The sequence below is a fragment of the Streptomyces sp. MUSC 14 genome (assembly GCF_001866675.1).
In the GTDB taxonomy this organism is placed as follows: Bacteria; Actinomycetota; Actinomycetes; order Streptomycetales; family Streptomycetaceae; genus Streptomyces.
The window spans coordinates 88,362-111,006 of record NZ_MLYN01000021.1 but is presented as its reverse complement, the minus strand read 5'-3'; the positions used below and the strand labels follow the sequence as shown (position 1 = coordinate 111,006).

Annotated in this window: 22 protein-coding genes and 1 riboswitch; of the genes, 11 read left to right on the top strand and 11 right to left on the bottom strand. The window is 73.3% G+C overall.

Annotated elements, in window-relative coordinates; translation table 11 throughout:
• On the bottom strand, positions 1–505 hold a 505-nt coding region (locus BIV25_RS13065), incomplete at its 3' end, for a septum formation initiator family protein (RefSeq protein WP_107486090.1).
• 102 nt (positions 506–607) lie between these two features.
• Positions 608–1,564, bottom strand: a complete 957-nt coding sequence (gene rsmH / locus BIV25_RS13060; RefSeq protein WP_079173304.1) for a 16S rRNA (cytosine(1402)-N(4))-methyltransferase RsmH — start codon at positions 1,562–1,564, stop codon at positions 608–610.
• 416 nt (positions 1,565–1,980) lie between these two features.
• On the opposite strand from rsmH, the gene BIV25_RS13055 reads away from it, so the two are divergent.
• From BIV25_RS13055 to BIV25_RS13040, 4 genes are all read left to right on the top strand, one after another.
• Positions 1,981–2,529: a carbonic anhydrase gene (locus BIV25_RS13055; RefSeq protein WP_071372433.1), complete on the top strand. Its 549-nt coding sequence runs from the start codon at positions 1,981–1,983 to the stop codon at positions 2,527–2,529.
• Positions 2,530–2,822: 293 nt separating this feature from the next.
• Positions 2,823–3,863, top strand: coding sequence for a MoxR family ATPase (locus BIV25_RS13050; protein WP_071372432.1), 1,041 nt, complete (start codon positions 2,823–2,825; stop codon positions 3,861–3,863).
• Positions 3,863–5,224: a DUF58 domain-containing protein gene (locus tag BIV25_RS13045; protein WP_071372431.1), complete on the top strand. Its 1,362-nt coding sequence runs from the start codon at positions 3,863–3,865 to the stop codon at positions 5,222–5,224. Before BIV25_RS13050 ends, BIV25_RS13045 begins: the two co-directional genes overlap by 1 nt.
• A gap of 136 nt (positions 5,225–5,360) precedes the next feature.
• Entirely contained in the window at positions 5,361–7,745 is a 2,385-nt protein-coding gene (locus tag BIV25_RS13040; RefSeq protein ID WP_071372430.1) for a DUF3488 and transglutaminase-like domain-containing protein, read from the top strand.
• Positions 7,746–7,847: 102 nt separating this feature from the next.
• Here the strand turns inward: BIV25_RS13040 and BIV25_RS13035 are convergent, their stop codons facing one another.
• The 3 genes from BIV25_RS13035 to BIV25_RS13025 all read right to left on the bottom strand — a co-directional run bounded on the left by BIV25_RS13035 (position 7,848) and on the right by BIV25_RS13025 (position 9,973).
• On the bottom strand, positions 7,848–8,231 hold the full coding sequence (locus BIV25_RS13035) for a DUF3040 domain-containing protein (protein WP_071372429.1): 384 nt from the start codon (positions 8,229–8,231) through the stop codon (positions 7,848–7,850).
• 277 nt (positions 8,232–8,508) lie between these two features.
• Positions 8,509–9,279, bottom strand: a complete 771-nt coding sequence (locus tag BIV25_RS13030; RefSeq protein ID WP_071372428.1) for a methyltransferase — start codon at positions 9,277–9,279, stop codon at positions 8,509–8,511.
• A 124-nt stretch (positions 9,280–9,403) separates the two neighbouring features.
• Complete coding sequence (locus BIV25_RS13025; protein WP_071372427.1) at positions 9,404–9,973, bottom strand: SAV_6107 family HEPN domain-containing protein; 570 nt, start codon at positions 9,971–9,973, stop codon at positions 9,404–9,406.
• A 179-nt stretch (positions 9,974–10,152) separates the two neighbouring features.
• On the opposite strand from BIV25_RS13025, the gene BIV25_RS13020 reads away from it, so the two are divergent.
• The 5 genes from BIV25_RS13020 (at position 10,153) to BIV25_RS13000 (ending at position 16,238) form a co-directional block, all read left to right on the top strand.
• The gene (locus tag BIV25_RS13020; protein ID WP_071372426.1) at positions 10,153–10,929 is read left to right on the top strand and encodes an ATP-binding cassette domain-containing protein; all 777 of its coding nucleotides are present in this window, start codon (positions 10,153–10,155) and stop codon (positions 10,927–10,929) included.
• On the top strand, positions 10,916–13,000 hold the full coding sequence (locus BIV25_RS13015; RefSeq protein WP_071372425.1) for a YhgE/Pip family protein: 2,085 nt from the start codon (positions 10,916–10,918) through the stop codon (positions 12,998–13,000). Before BIV25_RS13020 ends, BIV25_RS13015 begins: the two co-directional genes overlap by 14 nt.
• A gap of 47 nt (positions 13,001–13,047) precedes the next feature.
• Positions 13,048–13,677, top strand: coding sequence for a TetR/AcrR family transcriptional regulator (locus tag BIV25_RS13010; protein ID WP_071372424.1), 630 nt, complete (start codon positions 13,048–13,050; stop codon positions 13,675–13,677).
• Between the two features lie 388 nt (positions 13,678–14,065).
• On the top strand, positions 14,066–14,668 hold the full coding sequence (locus BIV25_RS13005; RefSeq protein WP_071372423.1) for a DUF4126 domain-containing protein: 603 nt from the start codon (positions 14,066–14,068) through the stop codon (positions 14,666–14,668).
• 58 nt (positions 14,669–14,726) lie between these two features.
• On the top strand, positions 14,727–16,238 hold the full coding sequence (locus tag BIV25_RS13000; RefSeq protein WP_256255783.1) for an NAD(P)/FAD-dependent oxidoreductase: 1,512 nt from the start codon (positions 14,727–14,729) through the stop codon (positions 16,236–16,238).
• A 10-nt stretch (positions 16,239–16,248) separates the two neighbouring features.
• On the opposite strand, the gene BIV25_RS12995 is transcribed toward BIV25_RS13000, so the two are convergent.
• From BIV25_RS12995 to BIV25_RS12970, 6 genes are all read right to left on the bottom strand, one after another.
• Positions 16,249–17,178: a hypothetical protein gene (locus BIV25_RS12995; RefSeq protein ID WP_071372422.1), complete on the bottom strand. Its 930-nt coding sequence runs from the start codon at positions 17,176–17,178 to the stop codon at positions 16,249–16,251.
• A 56-nt stretch (positions 17,179–17,234) separates the two neighbouring features.
• A complete protein-coding gene (metF, locus tag BIV25_RS12990) occupies positions 17,235–18,158 on the bottom strand; it encodes a methylenetetrahydrofolate reductase [NAD(P)H] (RefSeq protein WP_071372421.1) in 924 nt (307 codons plus the stop codon).
• Between the two features lie 119 nt (positions 18,159–18,277).
• Positions 18,278–18,925: a thiamine phosphate synthase gene (thiE, locus tag BIV25_RS12985; RefSeq protein ID WP_071372420.1), complete on the bottom strand. Its 648-nt coding sequence runs from the start codon at positions 18,923–18,925 to the stop codon at positions 18,278–18,280.
• A 102-nt stretch (positions 18,926–19,027) separates the two neighbouring features.
• Positions 19,028–19,393 (bottom strand): Rv2175c family DNA-binding protein, encoded by a 366-nt coding sequence (locus BIV25_RS12980; RefSeq protein WP_071372419.1) that lies wholly within the window; start codon positions 19,391–19,393, stop codon positions 19,028–19,030.
• Positions 19,394–19,467: 74 nt separating this feature from the next.
• Positions 19,468–20,700, bottom strand: a complete 1,233-nt coding sequence (locus BIV25_RS12975) for an NAD(P)/FAD-dependent oxidoreductase (protein ID WP_079176601.1) — start codon at positions 20,698–20,700, stop codon at positions 19,468–19,470.
• Between the two features lie 32 nt (positions 20,701–20,732).
• The gene (locus BIV25_RS12970) at positions 20,733–21,083 is read right to left on the bottom strand and encodes a hypothetical protein (RefSeq protein WP_071372417.1); all 351 of its coding nucleotides are present in this window, start codon (positions 21,081–21,083) and stop codon (positions 20,733–20,735) included.
• Between the two features lie 53 nt (positions 21,084–21,136).
• Positions 21,137–21,248, top strand: a riboswitch (TPP riboswitch).
• Here BIV25_RS12970 and thiO point away from each other — a divergent pair.
• Entirely contained in the window at positions 21,246–22,439 is a 1,194-nt protein-coding gene (thiO, locus tag BIV25_RS12965; RefSeq protein WP_071372443.1) for a glycine oxidase ThiO, read from the top strand. It overlaps the preceding riboswitch by 3 nt.
• Complete coding sequence (gene thiS / locus BIV25_RS12960) at positions 22,436–22,642, top strand: sulfur carrier protein ThiS (RefSeq protein ID WP_079176600.1); 207 nt, start codon at positions 22,436–22,438, stop codon at positions 22,640–22,642. Before thiO ends, thiS begins: the two co-directional genes overlap by 4 nt.
• Positions 22,643–22,645 lie beyond the last annotated feature (3 nt).

Genomic DNA, 22,645 nt, shown 5'->3' with positions numbered 1-22,645 from the left:
GCGCGGGGGCGCCCCGGGGGCCTGTCTGCGGGGTCGCGGCGGAGGGGGCCGGAGCGGGGAGCGACGCGGAGGGGGACGGCGAGCGGACGGCGGCCGGGGTCATGGCCTCGGGGGCCACCCGGCCGGTGAGGGCGGCGGACTCGGGGGCGGCACTGGGCACGCCCCTGACCCTGCCGTCGGGGCCGAGGAAGGCCGGGTCGCCGCCGGGAACCATGCCGAGCTCGTGGGCGCGGCGCTGGAGGGCGTCGGGCGAGGAGTAGTCGTCGATGTCCCGCTGGAGGGCCTGCTCCTCGTCGGTGAGGCTCTTCGTCCGCTTCTGGAGGTCGGCGAGTTTGAACGAGCCTTCGCTCAGAGCGGAGTTCAGCACCAGCAGCCCGATGAGGCCGCCGCCGAGGAGCAGGACGACGAGGAGGACGAACGGGGTGCGGGCCGCGCGGGCGCGGCCGGCCGGGATGAGCCGGGCGAGCCGCGCGGCCCGCCCCCTCAGTGCGGGTTTCCTACTCACTGCTCCCCCGGTGGGTGCGGGAATCCGACCGGCTTCCCTGGTGGGTACGGGATTCCAACCGACTCCCCTGGTGAGTCCGGAAGTCCGACCGACCCGTCTCGCTCACTCGGCGTCCTCCCTGATGCGCTCGGCGCCGCGCAGCCTGGCCGGGGCGGCCCGGCGGTTCTCGGCGACCTCTTCCTCGGTGGGAAGTTCGGCACCGCGGGTGAGCAGCTTGAGCCGCGGCTGGTACCTCTCGGGCACGACCGGCAGTCCGGGCGGCGCGGTGGACGCGGCGCCGGCCGCGAACACCTGCTTCACCAGCCGGTCCTCCAGCGACTGGTACGAGAGCACGGCGACGCGTCCGCCGACGTCGAGGGCCTTCACCGCGGCCGGGATCGCCCGCTCCAGGACGGACAGTTCGCCGTTGACCTCGATGCGCAGCGCCTGGAAGGTGCGCTTGGCCGGGTTGCCGCCGGTGCGCTTGGCCGCCTGCGGCAGGGCGTCCCGGATCAGCTCCACGAGCCGGGCGCTGTTGCTGAACGGCTCCTTCTCGCGCTCGCGCACGATCGCGGACACGATCCGCTTGGCCTGCTTCTCCTCGCCGTACGCGCGCAGGATGCGCACGAGTTCGCCCGCCGGATAGGTGTTGAGGACCTCGGCGGCACTGACGCCGGTCGTCTGGTCCATCCGCATGTCCAGGGGTGCGTCCTGGGCGTAGGCGAAGCCGCGGTCGGCCTCGTCCAGTTGCATCGAGGAGACGCCGAGGTCGAACAGGATGCCCTGCACGCGCGCGATGCCGAGCCGGCGCAGCACGTCGGGCAGTTCGTCGTAGACGGCGTGCACCAGGGTGGCGCGCTCGCCGAAGGGCGCGAGGCGCTCACCGGACAGCCGCAGCGCCTCCTTGTCCCGGTCGAGGCCGATCAGCCGGGCCTCGGGGAACCGGGCCAGCAGCGCCTCGCTGTGCCCGCCGAGGCCGAGGGTGCAGTCGACGACCACCGCTCCCGGCCGCTCCAGGGCGGGGGCCAGCAGATCCAGGCACCGCTGGAGCATCACCGGGACGTGTCGACTCTGGCTCAAAGGGGCCTCTCAGATCCGCCGGCCGTGCCGCACCGCCGGACCCCGCCTGCTCGTGAAGGGGAGGCCTGCCGGCGCCGGAAGCGTCGGCCGGCCGGGAGCGGGAGGAGGCCGAGCCGTACGTACGCGCCGCGCACGTGAGGAGACGGTCCGGGTGTTCGCCGGGGTCTCCAGGGGTTTCACCAGCAGGGAGAGCCACGTCTCCCGCTTCGCGTCACTTTAGTCCACCCTGTCTCCCGGTCAATCAACCGGCCTGCGCGTCGCGTATCGCATCGCGGTGGAAGCCGCAATACGAAATGATTCACCCGTTCGGCGAGGTTTTGCCGTCCGTGTGGGTTAGCTCACAACAAGCCACCATGGCGTTCTTTGTCCGCTCTCACAGGAGGACGGGACCGAGTGTGACCAGTAGCGTCATCGGTATGACGACTTCCGCAGCAGTTCCCAGTGGACCCGAAGGCGCCATAACCAGCGACGGCACCGTGACGGACCGCCTGGTCGAGGCCAACCAGGGGTACGCCGCCGAGTTCACCGACCCCGGCATGGACGCGCGTCCCGTGCTCCAGGTCGCGGTCGTGGCCTGCATGGACGCCCGGCTCGACCTGCACGCCGCGCTCGGCCTGGAGCTCGGCGACTGCCATACGATCCGCAACGCCGGCGGCGTCGTCACCGACGACGTGATCCGCTCCCTGACCATCAGCCAGCGCGCGCTCGGCACCCGCAGCATCGTGCTGATCCACCACACGGGCTGCGGCATGGAGTCCCTCACCGAGGACTTCCGGCACGACCTGGAGATGGAGGTCGGCCAGCGCCCCGCCTGGGCGGTGGAGGCCTTCCGCGACGTCGACCAGGACGTACGCCAGTCCATGCAGCGCGTGCGCACCTCGCCGTTCCTGGTGCACACCGACAACGTGCGCGGCTTCGTGTTCGACGTGCGCACGGGCCTGCTGCGCGAGGTCGACCCGGCCTGACCGCACCGACCGGCCGACCGCCCCGGAGACCCGGCGCCTTCCACGCCGGCCCTGTAGCGAGAACATCGAGATCATCGAGGTCGTCGAAACCCTCGAAGACAGGGTCGAAAAAGCCGTAAGACCGACATCGTGCGGGCAGTTGTCCACAGGCGAGTGACACGAATCGGTAACGGCAGCAAGAATGCGGGGGGTGACGTCACGCGGAACTGTTTCCGCGTGGTGTCCGTGTTTCGGGGTGGGCCGGTTACGCGTCACAGAGCGTCGGCCCGGATAGACGGGCCGAGGAGGGCCGGGTGACGACCTATGACGATCGAGCGAGCCTCACTGATCTGACCGCCACGGTGGAGCGGGTGCGGGATTCGGTGGAGGGCGTGATCGAGGGCAAGCCCGAGGTCGTACAGCTCGCGCTGACCGTGCTGCTCGCCGAGGGCCATCTGTTGATCGAGGACGTCCCCGGAGTGGGCAAGACGATGCTCGCCAAGGCGCTCGCGCGGTCGATCGACTGCTCGGTGCGGCGCATCCAGTTCACGCCCGACCTGCTGCCCTCGGACATCACGGGTGTCTCCATCTGGGACCAGCAGCGCCGGGACTTCGAGTTCAAGCCGGGCGCCATCTTCGCGCAGATCGTGATCGGCGACGAGATCAACCGCGCCTCGCCCAAGACCCAGTCCGCGCTGCTGGAGTCCATGGAGGAGCGCCAGGTCACCATCGACGGGCAGACCTACGAACTGCCCAGCCCCTTCATGGTGGTGGCCACGCAGAACCCGGTCGAGATGGAGGGCACCTATCCGCTGCCCGAGGCTCAGCGCGACCGCTTCATGGCCCGCGTCTCCGTCGGCTACCCGAGCGTGGAGGCCGAGTTGCAGATGCTCGACGTCCACGGCGGCGTGAGTCCCCTGGAGGACCTCCAGCCGGTGGCGCACGCGCACGAGATCGTGAAGCTGGTCGAGGCGGTGCGCGGGGTCCACGTCTCCGAGCCGGTCCGCCGCTACGCGGTGGAACTGGTCGCCGCCACGCGCACACACCCCGACCTCAGACTCGGTGCCTCCCCGCGCGCGACGCTGCATCTGCTGCGTGCGGCGAAGGCGACCGCTGCCCTGGCCGGGCGGGAGTTCGCGCTGCCGGACGACGTCCAGGCGCTCGCCGTCGCCGTCCTCGCCCACCGTCTGCTGCCCACCGCCCAGGCCCAGCTCAACCGCCGTACGGCCGAGCAGGTCGTGCAGGAGATCCTCCAGCACACCCCGGTGCCCGCGGCGCAGGGCGGGCAGAACAGCTTCGGCGGCCTCGGCCGCGCCGTCCCGGCGTACCCCCAGCACCCCCCGCGGAGCCTGTGATGAGCGCCGGGGGGACCGGGCAGGCGGAGCCCGACCGGGGGGAGGCGGGCGGCGTCCGTACGGCCCTTTCCGGGCTGACGACCCGCGGCCGCTCCTTCCTGGCCGCCGGGATCGCCGCCGCGATCTGCGCGTACGTGCTCGGCCAGAGCGACCTACTGCGGGTCGGCCTGCTGCTGGCCGTGCTGCCCCTGCTCTGCGCGACCGTGCTCTACCACACGCGCTACCGGGTCGCCGCCACCCGCCGGCTCGCCCCCGCGCGCGTGCCGGCCGGCAGCGAGGCCCGGGTGCACCTGCGGATGGACAACGTCTCCCGGCTGCCCACCGGTCTGCTGATGCTCCAGGACCGGGTGCCCTACGTCCTCGGGCCGCGCCCCCGGTTCGTGCTGGACCGCGTGGAGCCGGGCGGCCGCCGCGAGGTCTCCTACCGGGTCCGCTCCGACCTGCGCGGCCGCTACCCGCTGGGCCCGCTCCAGCTGCGGCTCACCGACCCCTTCGGGATGTGCGAACTGACCCGCTCCTTCTCGGCGTTCGACACGCTCACGGTCATCCCACGCGTGGAGCCGCTCCCCCCGGTCCGCTTCAGCGGCGAGGCCAAGGGTTACGGCGACGGACGGCAGCGCTCACTGGCCCTCGCGGGCGAGGACGACGTGATCCCGCGCGGCTACCGCTACGGCGACGACCTGCGCCGGGTGCACTGGCGCTCCACCGCGCGCTACGGCGAGCTGATGGTCCGCCGCGAGGAACAGCCCCGGCGCTCCCGCTGCACCGTCCTGCTGGACACCCGGGGCGGTGCCTACGAGGGCGCGGGCCCCGACTCGGCCTTCGAGTGGGCCGTCTCCGGCGCCGCCTCGGTGCTGGTGCACATGCTCGAACGGGGCTTCTCGGTACGGCTGCTGACCGACACCGGCAGCGCGGTGCCCGGCGAGGGCGGCGACGGATTCTCGGGCAGCGGCCCGGAGACCGCGGACGCGGCCGGGCTGATGATGGACACCCTGGCAGTCATCGACCACTCCGACGGCACGGGCCTGTCCCGGTCGTACGACGTGCTGCGCGGCGGCAACGAGGGTCTGCTGGTGGCCTTCCTGGGCGACCTGGACGAGGAACAGGCCGCGACGGTCGCCAAGATGAGCCGGCGTACCGGCGGCGCCGTCGCCTTCGTGCTCGACCCGGACACCTGGGTGCGTGAGGCGACCGACGTGCCCCGGCCGGGCGACCGGCACGAGGAGCGGCTGCGCGTACTGCGCGAGGCGGGCTGGACGGCGCTGAGCGTGCCGCGCGGCGCCCCGCTGAACGCACTGTGGCAACAGGCGGACCGGGTGCGGTCCGGGCTGGCCGCCGTGAGCGGGGAGACCGGGGCATGAGCGGACGGCACGGTGCGGCCGCGGTGAGGCGAGGGCGGAGGCATGAGCGAAGGTTCCGGTCGGGCGTCGGTGCGCGGGCAGGCGGAGGCGTGAAGGAGTGTTCCGGGCCGGCCCCGGTGCGCGAGGAGGCGTCGCGATGAGCGGGCGGGCACGACTGGCGCTGTGCGCCGCCGCGGCCACGCTGATGGCCTCGTGCGCGCTGCTGCCGCTGGTGGCCGCGCCGACCTGGCTGCTCCAGCTGATCCCGCTGGTGGCCGTACAGACCGGAGTCGGCGCGGCGGCCCGCCGGGTGCCGCTCGGCCGGCCGCTGACCGTGGCCGCGCAGGCGCTGGTCACCCTGCTCATGCTGACCCTGGTCTTCGCGCGCGGACACGCTCTCATCGGGCTGATCCCCGGCCCGGGCACCTTCCGGTATCTGGCCGACCTGCTTCAGCAGGGCTCCACCGACGTCAGCGAGTACGCGATACCGGCGCCGCTCACCGACGGCATCAAGCTGATGCTGATCGGTGGCGTCCTGATCGTCGGCCTGCTGGTGGACACCCTCGCGGTGACCTTCCGCAGCGCGGCCCCGGCCGGGCTGCCGCTGCTCGCGCTGTACTCGGTGGCCGCCGGGCTGTCCCACGGCGGCGCCGACTGGCTGTGGTTCCTGGTGGCCGCGGCCGGCTATCTGATGCTGCTGCTCGCCGAGGGCCGCGACCGGCTGGCGCAGTGGGGCCGGGTCTTCGGCGGCGGGCCCCGCTCGCCCGGCGCCCCGGACGGCGGCGCGGTGGCGCCGGTGCGCAGCGGACGCCGGATCGGCGCGGTCGCGCTCGGCGTCGCCCTGCTGGTGCCGCTCGCCCTGCCCGCGATGAGCGGCGGCCTGCTGGGCGCCGCCGGCACCGGGATGGGCGCGGGCAACGGCGACGGGGGCACCGTCTCGGCGGTCAACCCGCTGGTGTCGCTGCGCGACAGTCTGAACACGAACGACGACCGCCAGGTGCTGTCCGTGCGGACCAGCACGAACGACGTCTCGGACCTGTACCTGCGGATCGTCTCCCTGGACGACTTCGACGGCACCACCTGGAAGCCGGCCCAGCGGCGCATCGTCGGCGTGCCGGACGCCTTCCCCACGCCGACCGGCCTGAGCCCGGACGTCAAGCGGGGCACGGTGACGACGACGATCTCGGCGGCGGACTGGTACGCCCAGAACTGGCTGCCGATGCCGTACCCGCCGAGCGGGGTGAAGATCGCCGGCCGCTGGCGCTACGAGCCGGTCGGCATGACCCTCGTCGGTGACCACGGACAGAACACCCGCGGTGAGACCTACCAGGTGACCAGTCTGGACGTGCAGCCGACGGCCGAGCAGCTGGCCGCCGCGCCGGAGCCGCCGGCGGCCCTGAAGCGCGCGTACACCCAGGTGCCGTCCGCGCTGCCGAAGGTGGTGGCGCAGACGGCGAAGCAGATCACCGCGGGCGCCCGCAACCACTACGAGGAAGCGGTCAAGCTCCAGGACTACTTCGCGCTCACGGGCGGCTTCCAGTACGACATCCAGGTGGAGGTCGGCCGCGGGCCGGACGCCATCGCGAACTTCCTGAAGAAGAAGCAGGGATTCTGCGTCCACTTCTCCTTCGCCATGGCGGCGATGGCTCGTACGCTCGGCATCCCGGCCCGGGTCGCGGTGGGCTTCGCCCCGGGCACCCCGCAGGTCGACGGCACGGTCAGGGTGAGCCCGAAGGACGCGCACGCCTGGCCGGAGTTGTACTTCGAGGGCGTCGGCTGGACCCGCTTCGAGCCGACCCCGACCCGGGGCACCACGCCGTCGTACACGGTGCCGGACACCCCCGGCACCTCGCTCCCGGACCAGGACCTGCCCTCGGGGCGGTCGTCCGCGGCGCCGTCGACGGCGGCCTCGCCGAGCGAGAGCTGCTCGGCGGCGCTGGTGAAGGTCCAGGGCTGTGACACCGCGTCGGCCGCGGCGGTGCCGGTGAGCGGTGGCGGCGGTGCGGGCCCGTGGTGGGCCGTGCTGATCGGGCTGGCCGCGCTCGTGGTACTGGCCGTTCCGCTGTCGCCGCTGCTGTGGCGGGCGCGGGTGCGCTCGGTACGGCTCGGGGCGCATGCCCGGACCGAGGAGGGCGCGGCGCGGCACACCCTGGCGGCCTGGCAGGAGCTGACGGACAGCGCCTGGGACTACGGCGTCACGCCGGACGAGTCGCTGACCGCGCGCAGGGCCGCCGACCGGATCGTCCGGCTCGGCGAGCTGGACCCGGCGGCCGGTGCGGCGGTGCACCGGGTCGCGGACGCCGTGGAGCAGGTGCTGTACGCGCCGCGGCCGCGGCCGGCGGCAGGAGCCGCGGAGGACGTGCGCCGGGTGATCGAGGGGCTGCGCGGCGCGGTCGGTACGGGCGCACGGCTGCGGGCGCTGTTCCTGCCCCGTTCGTCGGTGCGGGTGCTGTGGGCGCTCTCGGCCCGCTGGTCGGCGCTCCGGACCCGGGTGACGGCGGCCCGGCCGAGCCTGCGCCGGCCGTCGGAGCAGCAGAGCTGAGACGCCGCAGGCGTGGAAGGCGCAACGTGTGAGGGGCGACCACCTCGGGTGGTCGCCCCTCACACGTTGTCTGTCGGCGTCGGCGGAATCCGACGCACGGCGCTAGCGGCCCTGTTCGTCCCGGCGGCGCTGCCAGCGCTCTTCGATCCGGTCCATCATGGAGCGCTTGGGACGCGGCTGCCGGCGGGCGGCGCCCGCGGGCTGCTCGCCCGGTTTCGGCGCCTTGCGCCAGCCGGTGACGGCGAGTACGGCGCAGCCCAGCATGACGAGGAAACCCACCACGCTGACCCAGATCAGCTGCGCGACCATTCCGGCCATGAGGAGCGCGATACCCACGAGAAAGCCTGCGACCGCCTGGTAGACCCGACGCCGGGTGTACGTACGCAGACCGCTTCCCTCAAGCGCCGACGCGAACTTGGGATCTTCGGCGTACAGCGCTCGCTCCATCTGCTCGAGCATGCGCTGCTCGTGCTCCGAGAGCGGCACGGAGTCCTCCTCATCGTGCAGTCGCCGGGGCGACCCGGGGGGTCCCTTCAGGATAGGCAGGGAATCGCCCCCGTGAAACCCGCCCCTCTACGCCAATTGGCCAACCGGATTCCGCCATGGCCGTCCCGGTTCGCTGAGGCTTCCATTCCCCTGCGACCGGCCCGTCATGCCGGGTGATGCACCTCGATCATACGGCGCAAACCCCACGATCGGGGGTCTTGTGTCGTACTCCATCCGCCGCCGATGCCCTGATCAGCGGCGGGTCCCGGCGGTGTGCTCAGACCCCGGCGGCACCCGGTGTCTCACCGAGCACGTGCAGCTGGGTGGCCACGGAGTGGAACGCGGGCAACTCGGCCGCGGCGGCCTCCAGCGTGAGGAGGGCGTCGAGGGCGCCGGGTTCGGTGTCCACCAGGACGCCGGGGACGAGGTCGGCGAAGACCCGCACACCGTGCACGGCGCCGACGGTCAGGCCCGCGCCCTCGACGAGCGCGGTGAGCTGCTCGGCGGTGAACCGGCGCGGCATCGGATCGCCGGTGCCCCAGCGGCCGTCGGGGTCCTGGAGCGCCTGCCGGGCCTCCGTGAAGTGGCCGGCGAGGGCGCGGGCGAGCACGGCGCCGCCGAGGCCGGCGGCGAGCAGGCTGAGGACGCCCTCCGTACGCAGGGCGGCCACGGCGTTGCGCACGCCCTCGGCCGGGTCGTCGACGTACTCCAGGACTCCGTGGCACAGCACGGCGTCGTAGCCGCCGCGCTCGACCACGTCGAACAGGCCGTGTGCATCGCCCTGGACGCCCCGGACCCGCTCGGCGACGCCGGCCTCGGCGGCCCGCCGCTCCAGCGCGAACAGCGCGTTCGGGCTGGGGTCGACGACGGTCACGCGGTGGCCGAGCCGGGCGAGCGGCACGGCGAAGTTGCCGCTGCCGCCTCCGGTGTCGAGGACGTCCAGGCAGTCCCGTCCCGTGGCCTTGACCCGGCGGTCGAGGGCGTCCTGGAGGACCTCCCAGACCACGGCGGTACGGAGGGAGGCGCGGGGGCGCGTCGGGTCCGACACGGCAGTTGACTCCTCGGCAGGGGGAACGCTTCAGGCGACCTCCACCCTATTGCCTCCGGCGCCGTACCCGGTCACCGACGCCGGGCGGCTCCCGGTGCGTCTCGCACCGCGGACTTCCGCGTGGTCAGCCCGCGTCCGGAAGGTCACCGCGCACTCCCGGTCCGGCCGGCTCCCCGGTGTCCCGCGTGTCCCCGCGGGGCTGCGGCAGGACCGGCTGGAGGACCAGCATCCGCTCCACGATGCGCAGGAACATCGCGACGTCGCGTATCAGGTCGTCGGCGTCGCGCTGTCCGGCCGCGCCCTGGATGCCGGCCTCGGCGCGGGCGCGGCGGGCGGCACCGGAGGCGAACAGCGCGCTCCACTCGGTCAGTTCGGGGGCGATCTCGGGCAGCACCTCCCAGGCGCTGCGGATCCGCGCGCGGCGGCGCGGGTTGGCCTCGGGCCGGCCCCGGGCGGCGAGCACGGCGGCGGCGGTGCGCAGGGCGGCGAGGTGGGCCGTCGCATAGCGCTCGTTCGGAGTTTCCAGGACGGCGGTCTCCTCCAGTCCGGCGCGGGCCTGGGCGAGCAGGTCGAGGGCGGCGGGTGGGGCCGTGGTCCGGCGGAGCACGGGGTGCACGTCGCTCGCCGGGCCGGTCGGTGAGGGGGCAGGGCCGGCGGCGCGGCGCCGGCGGGCGGCGGCGGACGGGTTGGCCATGACGAACCTCCTGTCGTCTGGGTGACGGCACGCCCTCGCACGGGTGTGCCGTATGTGCCCATCGTGAGGTATGCCACTGACAATCCGATCTGACCTGGGGTTTTGCCTCGATCGAAGGTTCGGGCGTATTTTTGCACTGACCAGTCAGTTCAAAATACGGCGATCAGGCAGGGGGGCTTGTGGACGGCGTGGACGTCACGGCCGAGGGCCTCGGACTCAAGGGACCGCGGGGGTGGGCCTTCCGCGGCGTCACCCTCGACGCGGAACCCGGCGCGCTCATCGCGATCGAGGGACCGTCCGGCTCCGGCCGCACGAGCCTGCTGCTCGCGCTCACCGGACGGATGAAGACCACCGAGGGCACGGCCGCCGTCGGCGGGCTCGCCCTCCCGCGGCGCATGGCCGCGCTGCGCAGGATCAGCGCGGTGGCCAACGTGGCCGGGGTGACCGACCTGGAGCCGGCCCTGACCGTCGGCGAGCACCTGCGCGAACGGGCGCTGCTGCAGAGCCGGTTCGGCGACTCCCTGCGCGAGCTGCTGCGCCCCCGCCCGCAGCGCACGCACGAGGCACGGCTGCGCGTCGACGCGGCGCTGGCCGCCGCCGGGCTCGACCTCGAAACGCTGCCCAAGGGCTCGCGGACGGCCGTACGCGACCTGGAGCGGCTCCAGGAGCTGCGTCTGTCCATCGCCTTGGCCCTCCTCGGCCGGCCCGGGCTGCTCGGCGTCGACGACGTCGACCTGAAGCTCTCGGACACCGAGCGCGACGAGGCCTGGGACCTGCTGCGGTCCGTCACGCGCGCGGGGACGACGGTCGCGGCCGTCTGCCGCACCGCGCCCGCGGACTGCGTGGCCGTACGGACCGGGGCAAAGGACGCCGGGGCCCCGGCCGGTGAGGAAGCCGCGGATGCCGAGAGCTCCGCGAACAGCGACACCGAGGAGGACGCCGATGCGCTCGCCTAGGCTGGCCGCGCTCGAACTCAGGCGCTTCGGGCGCGGAAAGCTGCCGCGCGCCGCCCTGGTCGCGCTGCTCGTACTGCCCCTGCTCTACGGCGCCCTGTACCTGTGGTCCTTCTGGGACCCGTACGGCCGCCTGGACCGCATCCCGGTCGCCCTGGTGAACGACGACAAGGGCGCCACGGCGGGCGGGAAGGAGATCACCGCCGGGGACGACATCGTCGCCGGGCTGCACGACAGCCGGACCTTCGACTGGCACGAGGTGAGCGACGACGAGGCCCGCGCGGGCGTCGAGAACGGCACGTACTACCTGTCGCTGACGATGCCCGCCGACTTCAGCCGCCGGATCGCCTCCAGTTCGGGAGACACCCCCGAGACCGGCGCCCTTCGCGTGCGTACCAACGACGCGAACAACTACATCGTCGGCCAGATCTCCCGGACCGTCTTCAACGAGGTGCGCTCGGCCGCCTCCGCCAAGGCCTCCCGTACCTTCCTCGACAAGATCTTCGTCTCGTTCTCCGACATCCACGGCAGGACCGTCACGGCCGCCGAGGGCGCCGACAGGCTGAACACGGGCATCGGCAAGGCGGAGAAGGGCTCCAAGGACCTCGCCGACGGGCTGAGGGACGCCAAGAACGGCAGCGGCAGCCTGGCCGAGGGCCTGAAGAAGCTGGACACCGGCGCCGGTGACCTCCAGAACGGCTCCCGGCAGGTCGCCGACGGCACCAAGGAACTCGCCGACAAGGTCAACGGGGTCCACGACAAGGCCGGACCCTTCCTGAAGGACAACGAGAAGACCATCGGGGACACCGCCCGGCTGGTCTCCGACTCGGCGAAGACCGTCAAGGACAACCTCGACGTCCTGATGAAGCTCGCGCCCGTCGCCGACAAGACCGCGCACGGCTCCTCCGCCGTCCTCGACGAGGTCTACCGGACGCGCTGCGAGACCGGCGTCCTCCCGGACCCCGTCTGTCCCGACCTCAAGCGGGCCAGGACGGCCGCCGACGAGGTCGCCGGGGTCGCCGACGACCTCGACACGCTGGTCGCCGACCAGGACGGCGACCTGAAGACGATGCGGGCCAACCTCGGCACGCTCCAGAAGCAGGCCGACGCCCTCGCAGCGCGCGCACCGCGTCTGTCCGAGGACCTGGACGACGCCGTCAAGAAGATCGACGAGCTGAACGACGGCGCCCAGAAGGTCGCCGCGGGCGCCAAGAAGCTGCACACGGGCCTCGGCACCGCGCAGACCGGCGCGGACACACTCGACGAGGGCATCGGCACGGCGGCCACCGGCGCCCGGACCCTGAACGGCGGCATGTACAAGCTGTCCGACGGCTCCGACCGGCTCGCCGGCGGGCTGCACGACGGCGCGAAGAAGATCCCGGACTACGACAAGCGCCAACGCGACGCGCGCACCGGCGTGATGGCCGACCCGGTCCGGCTGGCCTCCCAGGACCTGCACAAGGCACCGAACTACGGCACCGGGTTCGCCCCGTACTTCATCCCGTTGTCCCTCTGGGTGGGCGCGATGGTGGCCTACATGCTGATCCAGCCGCTCAACCGGCGCGCCCTGTCGGCCGGTTCGCCGGCCTGGCGGATCGCGCTCGCCGGCTGGCTGCCGGTGGTCGCCGTGGGCGTGCTCCAGGTGGCGGCGCTGATGGCCGTGCTGCACTGGGCGATCGGCCTCCAGATGCTGCACGCGGCGGGCACGGTCGGCTTCCTGTTCCTGGTCACCGCGTGCTTCGGAGCGATCGTCCAGTGGCTGAACGCCCGCTTCGGAGCGGCGGGCCGGATCCTGGTGCTGGCCCTGCTGATGCTCCAGCTGACCTCGGCGGGCGGCACGTACCCCGTGCAGACCAGTCCGGGCTTCTTCAACGCGATCCACCCGTTCCTGCCGATGAGCTACATAGTGGAGGCGCTGCGCCGGCTGATCACGGGCGGCGGGCTCGGCCCGGTCTGGCAGGCGTGCGCCGTGCTGGCCGCGTTCACCGCGGGCGCGCTCGCGCTGACCGCCGTCGCGGCCCGGCGCCGCCAGGTGTGGACGCTCGACCGGCTGCACCCGGAGCTGACCCTGTGATCCCCAAGGAGTCTCGGCACGCACGCGTACCTGTGAGAATCGGGGCCATGGAAAGCAGCAGCGCCAGGTCCGGCGGCAGCACGCGCCGCGAGGCCACCCGGCAGAAGCTCTACGAGGCAGCCGTCACGCTCATCGCCGAGCAGGGCTTCTCCGCCACCACCGTGGACGAGATCGCCGAGCGGGCCGGGGTCGCGAAAGGCACGGTCTACTACAACTTCGCGAGCAAGTCGGTCCTCTTCGAGGAGCTGCTGCGGCACGGTGTGGGTCTGCTCACCGCCTCCCTGAAGGAGGCCGCGGAGCACACCGCGCGCGTGGGCGGCAGCAAGGTCGACGCGCTGGACGCGATGATCCGCGCGGGCCTGGTCTTCATCGACCGCTACCCGGCCTTCACCCAGCTGTACGTGGCCGAGCTCTGGCGCACCAACCGGGCCTGGCAGTCCACGCTGATGGTGGTCCGTCAGCAGGCCGTCGCGGTGGTCGAGGAGGTGCTGCGCGAAGGCGTGGCGGGCGGGGAGTTCAGTGACGAGATCGACGTCCCGCTGACGGCGGCCGCGCTGGTCGGCATGGTCCTGGTGGCCGCGCTGGACTGGAAGTCGTTCCAGCCGGAGCGCTCCCTGGACGACGTCCACGCGGCGCTGTCCCGGCTGCTCCAGGGGCGCGTGAGCGGCAGGGGCTGAGCGCCGCCGCCGAAGAAGAGGGGGAAGGCGCCGGTCCCTCGCCGGACCGGCGCCTTCCCGTTCCCCTTGTTCCCCCGTTTCCCCTTGTTCCCCCGTACTCCCCCGTACGGTTCTCCCCCGTCGGTCCCCCGTGGGCGGTCGTTCCCCCGGGTCCCCCGTCTCGCTTCCGCCGACGGATCGGCGGAAGGAGCGGCCAGGTGGCGGGCGCCGTTCCGCCGCCCCGTGCCGGCGGTGCCGGGCCACGCCCCCTTGCCGTGCCTCCACTCTCCCGTCCGCGCGGGCCGCGGCCCATCCGCGCGGGTACTCATCTCGCCACCTGAGTACGGATACTCAGCCGTACGCGCGCGTGCCCACGCCTGCCCGCCCGCGCCTGGCTACGATCGCGTCCGTGTCCGTACTCCCCCTGGTCTTCACCAGTGGCTGGGCCAGCGGCATCAACGCCTACGCGGTGGTGCTGCTCCTCGGCCTGTTCGGCCTGACGGGGGTGAGCGACGACGTCCCGCAGACATTGCAGCGCCCCGAGGTGCTGATCGCCGCCGGTGTGCTGTTCCTGTGCGAGGCGGTCGCCGACAAGATCCCGTACATCGACTCGGTGTGGGACTCGGTGCACACGGTGGTCCGGCCGCTCGCGGGCGCCTGGGTGGGCACGCTGCTCGCCGGGCACAGCGGCTCGGTGTCGGACGTGGCGGCCGGTCTGATCGGCGGCTCGACGGCGCTGGCCAGCCACACGGTGAAGGCCGGGACACGGATGGCGGTCAACGCCTCACCGGAGCCGTTCAGCAACCTCGTGCTCAGCCTCAGCGAGGATCTCGGCGTGGGCGGCGTCGTGTCGCTCGCGATGTTCCACCCGGAGGCGGCGGCGGTCGTCGCGGCCGTCCTGCTGGCCGGCGGGCTGGTCGTGCTGGTCCTCCTGGTCACCCGCATCCGGCGCTTCCTGCGCCGCCGCGCCCAGCGCCGGGAGGAGCGCCGGCTCGCCTCACGGGCGCCCTGACCTGTACCGAGGCCGCCCGCGGGCGGGATTGTCGGTGGCGGTCGATAAAGTCGCAGGCATGGCACGGATTGTGGTGATCGGCGCCGGGATGGGCGCGATGGCGGCCGCCGCCCGGCTGGCCGTCGCGGGCCACCGGGTGACGGTGTACGAGCGGACGGACACGTACGGCGGTGCGGTGCGCCGTCTGGAGCGGGACGGGTTCGCCTTCGACACCGGCCCAGGCCTGCTGACGCTGCCCGCGGTGTACCGCGATCTGTTCGTCAAGACCGGCAAGGAGCCGCTGGAGGACTGCGTCGAGCTGGTCCAGGTCGACCCCTCCGCGCGGCACGTCTTCGCGGACGGCACGGAGGTGTCGGTGCCGAACGCCTCGCGCGCGGGCGTGGTCGCGGCGCTGGACGAGGCGCTGGGCGCGGGCGCGGGCGAGCGCTGGGGCGACTTCCTGGTACGGGCCCGGGAGGCCTGGGACCGCACACGCAGGCCGCTGCTGGAGGAGCCGCTGTGGCCCAACTGGCGGGTGCTGGCCGACAAGGAGCCCTACCCGGGTGTCCCGCACAAGCGGCTGCTGCGCACGCGGCGTGCGAGCACGCCGGCCGAGATCGGCGCCTGGGAGCTGCGCGACGAGCGGCTGGCGGCCCTGCTGGAGAGCAGTGCGCTCGCCCACGGCCTGGATCCGCGGACCGCCCCGGCGAGCGCCGCCGTGCTGCCCTACATGGAGCACGCCTTCGGCACCTGGTATGTGCGGGGCGGCATCCGGGAGTTGGCGCGGGCGGTGTACGAGCGGTGCCTGAAGCGGCGGGTCGAGTTCGTCTTCGACGCGGAGGTCATGCGCGTCCTGGACCAGGACGGGCGGGCCACGGGCGTGGAACTGCGGGACGGCACGGTGGCCGAGGCCGACCATGTCGTGGCGGACGTGGACCCGGCGCGGCTGAAGGTGATGACGGACCGTCCGCTCGACCGGGACGGGGATGTCCGGGCCGACCCGTTCATGACCCGTCCGGGGCGGTTCGCCGTGCTGCTGGCCCTGCGCGGCGGGCGCGAGGCCGGTGCCGCGCACCGTACGGTCGTCCACGCGCCGGACCCCGTGTCCGAGCTGGACTTCCTGGCCTCGGCGGAGGGGGACCAGCCGCCCCGGCCCACGGTGACCGTGCTGCGCCCCGACGATCCCGCGCTCAGCCCGGACGACGGGCACGAGTCCATGGTGCTGTCCGCGGTGGTGCCGACCGCCGTCGACTGGGACGACAAGGCCGTGGTCCGCCGGTACACGGAGCATCTCCTCGACTCTGCCGGGGCCGCGGTACCGGGCCTGCGGGACCGTGTCCTGTGGCAGGAGGTGCGCACGCCGGACGACTCCGACGACGAGACGAGTGCCTTCCTCGGCGCGGTGCCGGCCCCCGCGCTGGCCGCCGGCCGGGGCCGCTATCTGCACCCGGCGAACACCACGCGGCTGCCCGGCCTGTACCGGGTCGGCGGCTGGTCCCACCCGGGCGGCGGCCTTGCGCACGCGGGCATGTCGGGTGCGCTGGTGGCGGGGCTGATCGTGGAGGGCCCGGAGTTCCGCGGCTCCCAGTGAGGGGACCCCGTCAGAAGCGGTACTGCTCGTCGTACCCGGCGCCGGGCTGCGGCTGCTGCGCGTGGCCGTGCCCCTGGCCCTGGTACGGGTACGGCTGCTCCTGCGGGAGTTCACCGCCGTAGGCCTCGTCGGTGCGCTGCTGCGGGACCCACACCCCGCCGGGCGGGGTCTCGCCGTAACCGCCGCCGGCGTACGGGTCCTGGGCGTAGCCCTGCTGGCCGTACTGCCCGGCGTAGCCGGCGTCGTACCCGCCGCCGTAGGGCTGGCTGCCGATGTACGGGTCGGAGTAGTTGGCGTAGGCCTGCTGGTCACCGGCGGCGTAGCCGTAGCCCTGCTGGCCGTAGCCGGAGTAGTCGTAGGCGTAGGCCTGCTGGCCGGTGCCCTGGGGCTGGGCCGCGTGGGTGGCGGTTTCGCCGTAGACGCCGTAGGAGCCGGTGTCCTCGGGCATGGGCTGGGGCTCGTAGACGGCGGTGGACTCGGCGGCCGTGGGGTCGGCGGGCCGGGCCGGGGTGAAGACGTCGTCGCGGTCGTAGTCGTAGCCCTCGTGGCCCTGCGCGTAGCCGGGCTGCTCGGGCTCGTGCTCGTCCTCGGGGGCGGCGGGCTCCAGGTCGGAGACCTCCAGCGTCGGGTCCTGCCGGTCCGCCCTGCCACGGCGGCGCTTGCTGCCGGCGCCGCTCTCGGCGTCGGGCCGCTTGACCGCCCAGCCGGCGGCGAAGCCGCGGCGGAACGACAGCGTGACGTAGGTCTGGCCGACGGCGAAGGCGATGGCGCCCACGCCGATCACGATCACGGACGGCAACAGCACACCGACCACGACACCGAGGAAGCCGGCGAAGGCGAGCAGCCGCCAGCGCAGCCGCGCCTTGTACTGGAGCAGCACTTCGCCCAGCAACCACAGCGCGACGACACCGAACGCGATATAGAGGACCGTCCAGCCCATGTACGCCCCTCTCCCAGTGACCGCTACGCAGTGTGTCCCATGGCGATGCGGCCGGTCTAGGCCTGCGGGGGGTGGTGCAGGCCCAGGTTCTCGTAGATTTCCAGGGTCGCCGTGGAGTTGTTGAGCGTGATGAAGTGCAGTCCGGGCACTCCCTCGGCGAGCAGCCGAGCGCAGAACTCCGTGGCGAACTCGATACCGATGGAGCGTACCGCCGCCGGATCGTCCTTCGCTGTGAGGATCCGCTCTTTCAGGGCGTCCGGGAAGACCGCATTGCTGAGTTTGGGCAACCGTTCCAGCATCTTCACGCTGGTGACAGGGAGGACCTCCGGGATCACCGGGGTGTCACAGGTCGCCGCCGCCACCCGGTCGCGCAGCCGGAGATACGACTCCGGCTGGAAGAACATCTGTGTGATGGCGTAGTCGGCACCGGCCCGGCACTTGTCCACGAAGTGGGCGACGTCGGTGTCCCAGTCCGCGGAGCGCGGGTGCATCTCCGGGAACGCGGCGACGCCGACGCAGAAGTCGCCCGACTCCTTGATCAGCCGGACGAGATCGGCCGCGTAGGTCAGGCCCTTGGGGTGCGGGACCCACTGGGCCATGGGGTCGCCCGGCGGGTCGCCGCGCACGGCGAGCATGTTGCGGATACCGGCGTCCGCGTACTGGCCGATGATGTTGCGCAGTTCGGCGACGGAGTGGTCGACCGCGGTGAGGTGGGCGACCGGGGTGAGCGTGGTGTCGGCGACGATCTGCTGGGTCTCCTTGACCGTGCCCGCGCGGGTGGAGCCGCCGGCTCCGTAGGTCACGGAGACGAAGTCGGGCGCGACCGCCTCGACCCGGCGGAGTGCGCTCCACAGGTTCCGCTCGCCCTTGGGGGTCTTCGGCGCGGAGAACTCGAACGAGTACGTCGTCTTGCCGGTGGCGAGCATGTCACGCACGGTGCGTGCGCGATCAGTCCTGGTGGATGCGGTTCCTAGGGCCATACGGGCAGGTTAGCCAGGGGGCGGCGGTCCCCCAACCGGACGCCGGAAATTTGCCCGAATTGTCGCCCTCCTGTCCAGCCCTTGGACAAACTCGTGGACAGGACCGGCCGCACGGGGCCTCAGACCTGCCGCAGCCGCTCGGCGAACTCCGCCGCGGCGGCACCCGGGTCGTCCGCCTCCGTGATCGCGCGGACGACGACCACCCGGCGGGCGCCGGCCTCCAGCACCTCGTCGAGATTGCCGAGGCCGATGCCGCCGATGGCGAACCAGGGGCGCTCGGTGCCGAGGGCGGCCGTGTGGCGCACCAGGTCGAGGCCGGGGGCGTGGCGGCCGGGCTTGGTGGGGGTGGGCCAGCAGGGACCCGTGCAGAAGTAGTCCACGCCGTCCTGCGCGGCGGCCGCGGTGGCCTCGGACCCGGCGTGCGTGGAGCGGCCGATCAGCACCTCGTCGCCGACTATGGCGCGGGCCGCGGGAACCGGCAGGTCGCCCTGGCCGAGGTGGAGCACGTCGGCGCGGGCGGCGTGGGCGACGTCCGCGCGGTCGTTGACCGCGAGGAGCTTGCCGTGCCGGGCGCAGGCGTCGGCGAAGACCTCCAGGTGCGCCAGCTCCTCGGCGGCCTCCATGCCCTTGTCGCGCAGCTGCACGATGTCGACACCGCCGGCCAGGACCGCGTCCAGGAACTCGGGCAGGTCGCCCTGGCGCCTGCGCGCGTCCGTGCACAGGTACAGGCGGGCGCCGGCGAGCGCGGTGCGTGCGGTGTCGGACATGCGTGGGTCCCCCCGGGATCGGTGGCGCTGACGGGTGTCGGGGGTGTGCGGGCCGCCGCTCACGGCAGCGGCCCGCACACCCCCCTCGTGGTAGGGCTCGGCTCAGACGGCGAGCGCCTGGGCGCGGCGCTTCACCTCCGTGCCGCGATTCTCACTCAGGGCCTGCGCGGGGGTGCCGGGCAGGGTCGGGTCGGGGGTGAAGAGCCACTCGATCATCTCTTCGTCCGTGAAGCCGTCGTCCCGCAGCAGCGTCAAGGTCCCGGACAGGCCCTTGACGACCTTGTCCCCGTCGATGAAGGCGGCGGGGACGTGCAGCGCCCGGTTCTCCCCTCGGCGTACGGCGATGAGCTGGCCCTCCTTGACCAGCTGCCGCACGCGCGTCACCTCGACGCCGAGCATCTCGGCGATGTCGGGGAGGGTGAGCCAGGCGGGGACGAGAGCATCGATCTTTGCGTCAATCTCGGTCACGTGAACAAGCCTGCCATCCCCCACTGACAGTCGGAAGTCAGACAGGTCCAGGCGAGAGGGTGTGGGAGGGTGTGCTATTCGGCGACGGCGTCCTTCAGGGGCCTGCCCGGATCCGCCAGCGCCCGCGCGTCCATCCTGCGCCCGGCCTCGATCAGCCTGCGTCCCTGGGCCAGGTCGCGCGGGCGGCCCACGGCCAGCAGGGACACCAGGCGGTCCGCACGCAGCCAGCACACCGTCCAGGCCGGGCCCGCCGGGTCGCCGCGCCACACCAGGCGGTCGGCCGCCGCGTGGTGCCCGGCGTACTGCACGAACCGGCCGAACTGCTCGGACCAGAAGTACGGCACCGGGTCGTACTCCGTCGGGGTCTCGCCCATGATGTTCGCGGCGACCGTGCGCGGCCCCTGGAGGGCGTTGTCCCAGTGGTGGACGAGCAGCCGCTCGCCGTAGCGGGCCGAGGGGAAGGAGGCGCAGTCGCCGACGGCGTAGACGTCCTCGACGCTGGTCAGCAGGCGGGCGTCGGCGACGACCTCGCCGTGTACGCCCAGCTCGATGCCGGAGCCGGCCAGCCAGCCGGTGGCCGGGCGGGCGCCGATGCCGACGACGACGGCGCCCGCGGGCAGCCGCGTGCCGTCGGCGAGCACGACGGCGCCCGGCTCGACGCGCTCCACGCGCGCGTGGGTGCGCAGGGTGGCCCCGCTGTCGGCGTACCAGGCGGTCATGGGCGCCGCGACCTCGGCGGGCAGGGCGCCCGCGAGCGGCCGGTCGGCGGCCTCGACGACGGTGACCGCGCAGCCCGCCGCGCGCGCGGCGGTGGCGAACTCGGCGCCGATCCAGCCGGCGCCGACGACCACGATCTCGTGCTGCTCGGCCAGGACCGGCCGCAGCCGCTCGGCGTCGTCCAGGGTGCGCAGCAGATGCACGCCCGGCACGCCCGCGGTGCCCGGCAGCGTGATCGGCTCGGCGCCGGTGGCGAGGACCAGCACGTCGTACGGGACCGGGCCGGACTCGGTGTCCAGCTCGTGCGCGGCCGGGCGCAGGCCCAGCGCCTCGCAGCCGAGCCGCAGCTCGACGCCGAGGGACTCGAAGTCCACCTCGAAGGCGGAGTCCTCGGCCTTGCCGAGCAGGACGGCCTTGGACAGCGGCGGCCGGTCGTAGGGCTGGTGCGGTTCGGCGCCGATCAGGGTGACGGTGCCCTTGAAACCCTGTTCGCGCAGGGCGACCGCGGTCTGCACCCCGGCCATGCCCGCGCCGACGACGACCATGCGCCGCCCCGGTGACGTGCGCTCTTCCGCTGTCTGCTCGCTCACCCGATCACCATAGACACGTGACATTCCGTCAGTCATGGGGCGTGCTCGGTGACCTGTTCCACAACACTCGTCCCGCTCCCCGCCTGCGACTCCCACTCCCAGGTCTCCGCCAGCCGCACCCGCCCGTCCGGCAGTTCCGCGACGGTGGACACGCAGTGGCCGCAGGAGGTCGTGCCGTCGGTCTTCAGCTGGACGTAGCGGAAGTCGAGCCGGTCCCCCTCCCGGGTGCCGACCAGATGGCCGCGGACCACGTCGCCGCCCGCGTACTCGGCCCAGATCTCGCCGTCCTTCTCGTGGTACAGGAACCGGGTGCGCGTACCCACCTGACCTGGGGCTTGGTCCGCGACGGGGGCGAGGATCAGTCCGTCGAGCGAGCGTGCCATGGACGGGGGCTCCCTTACGGGTGAGGCGGGCCGCGGGCTAGGGTGGCCACCGTACAAGCACTCGCGGGAGCCCGGACGCACCGGGCTGAGAGGGAGGCTGGCGGCCTCCGACCGTACGAACCTGATCCGGGTCATGCCGGCGAAGGGAGGGGCTGGACGCCCATGCCGTCACGTACGTCCGACACATCCGACACGTCCGACGTCCTCGTCATCGGGGGCGGAATCATCGGCCTGGTCACGGCCTGGCGCGCGGCGCAGCGCGGGCTCGCCACGGCCGTGGTGGACCCCGAGCCCGGCGGCGGGGCCGCGCGGGTCGCGGCCGGGATGCTGGCCGCGGTCACCGAACTGCACTACGGCGAGGAGACCCTGCTCGCCCTCAACCTCGAATCGGCGCGCCGTTACCCGGACTTCGCGGCCGAGCTGACCGAGCTGACCGGTCACGACCTCGGTTACCGCCGCTGCGGCACCCTCCAGGTCGCGCTCGACGCCGACGACCGTGCCCATCTGCGGGAACTGCACGTCCTGCAGGAGCGCTGCGGCCTGGAGTCGCAGTGGCTGTCCGGGCGGGAGTGCCGACGCCTGGAGCCGATGCTGGCGCCCGGGGTACGCGGCGGACTGCGGGTCGACGGCGACCACCAGATCGACCCGCGGCGGCTCGCGGCGGCCCTCGTCGTCGCGTGCGAGCGCTCCGGCGTGGTGCTCCACCGCGCGTGGGCCGAGCGGCTGGACGTCGCGCGCGGCCGCGCCACCGGGGTCACCCTCGCCGACGGCACCGCGCCGCGCGCCGGGCAGGTGGTGCTCGCGGCCGGCAGCCTGAGCGGGCGGCTCGCGGGCGTGCCCGAGGCGCTGCTGCCGCCGGTGCGGCCGGTCAAGGGGCAGGTGCTGCGGCTGGCCGTACCGCGCGCGTACGCGCCGTTTCTGAGCCGTACCGTGCGGGCCGTCGTCCGTGGCGGCCACGTCTACCTGGTGCCCCGGGAGAACGGCGAGCTGGTCGTCGGCGCTACCAGCGAGGAGCTGGGCTGGGACACGACGGTCACCGCGGGCGGCGTGTACGAGCTGCTGCGCGACGCCCATGAGCTGGTGCCGGGCATCACCGAGCTGCCGCTCACCGAGACCCGCGCGGGGGTGCGCCCCGGCTCGCCGGACAACGCGCCGCTGCTCGGCCCGTCCGGGCTCGACGGGCTGCTGCTGGCCACCGGTCACTACCGCAACGGGGTGCTGCTCACGCCGGTCACCGGCGATGTCATGGCCGGGCTGCTGGCCGACGGCGAACTGCCGGAAGAAGCCCGCCCGTTCACACCGCGGCGCTTCGGCGTCACCGCCCCGTCCGCCGTCCTTCAGGAGCAGCCCGCATGAACATCTCGATCTCTGTCAACGGAGAGCGCCGGGAGATCGTCGCGGGCACCGCGCTCGACTCCGTCGTCCGCTCCCTGGCCGCCGCGCCCTCCGGGGTGGCCGCGGCCGTCAACGAAACCGTCGTCCCGCGCGCGCAGTGGGCGAGCACACCGCTGGGCGAGGGCGATCGCGTGGAAGTCCTCACCGCCGTCCAGGGGGGCTGAAGC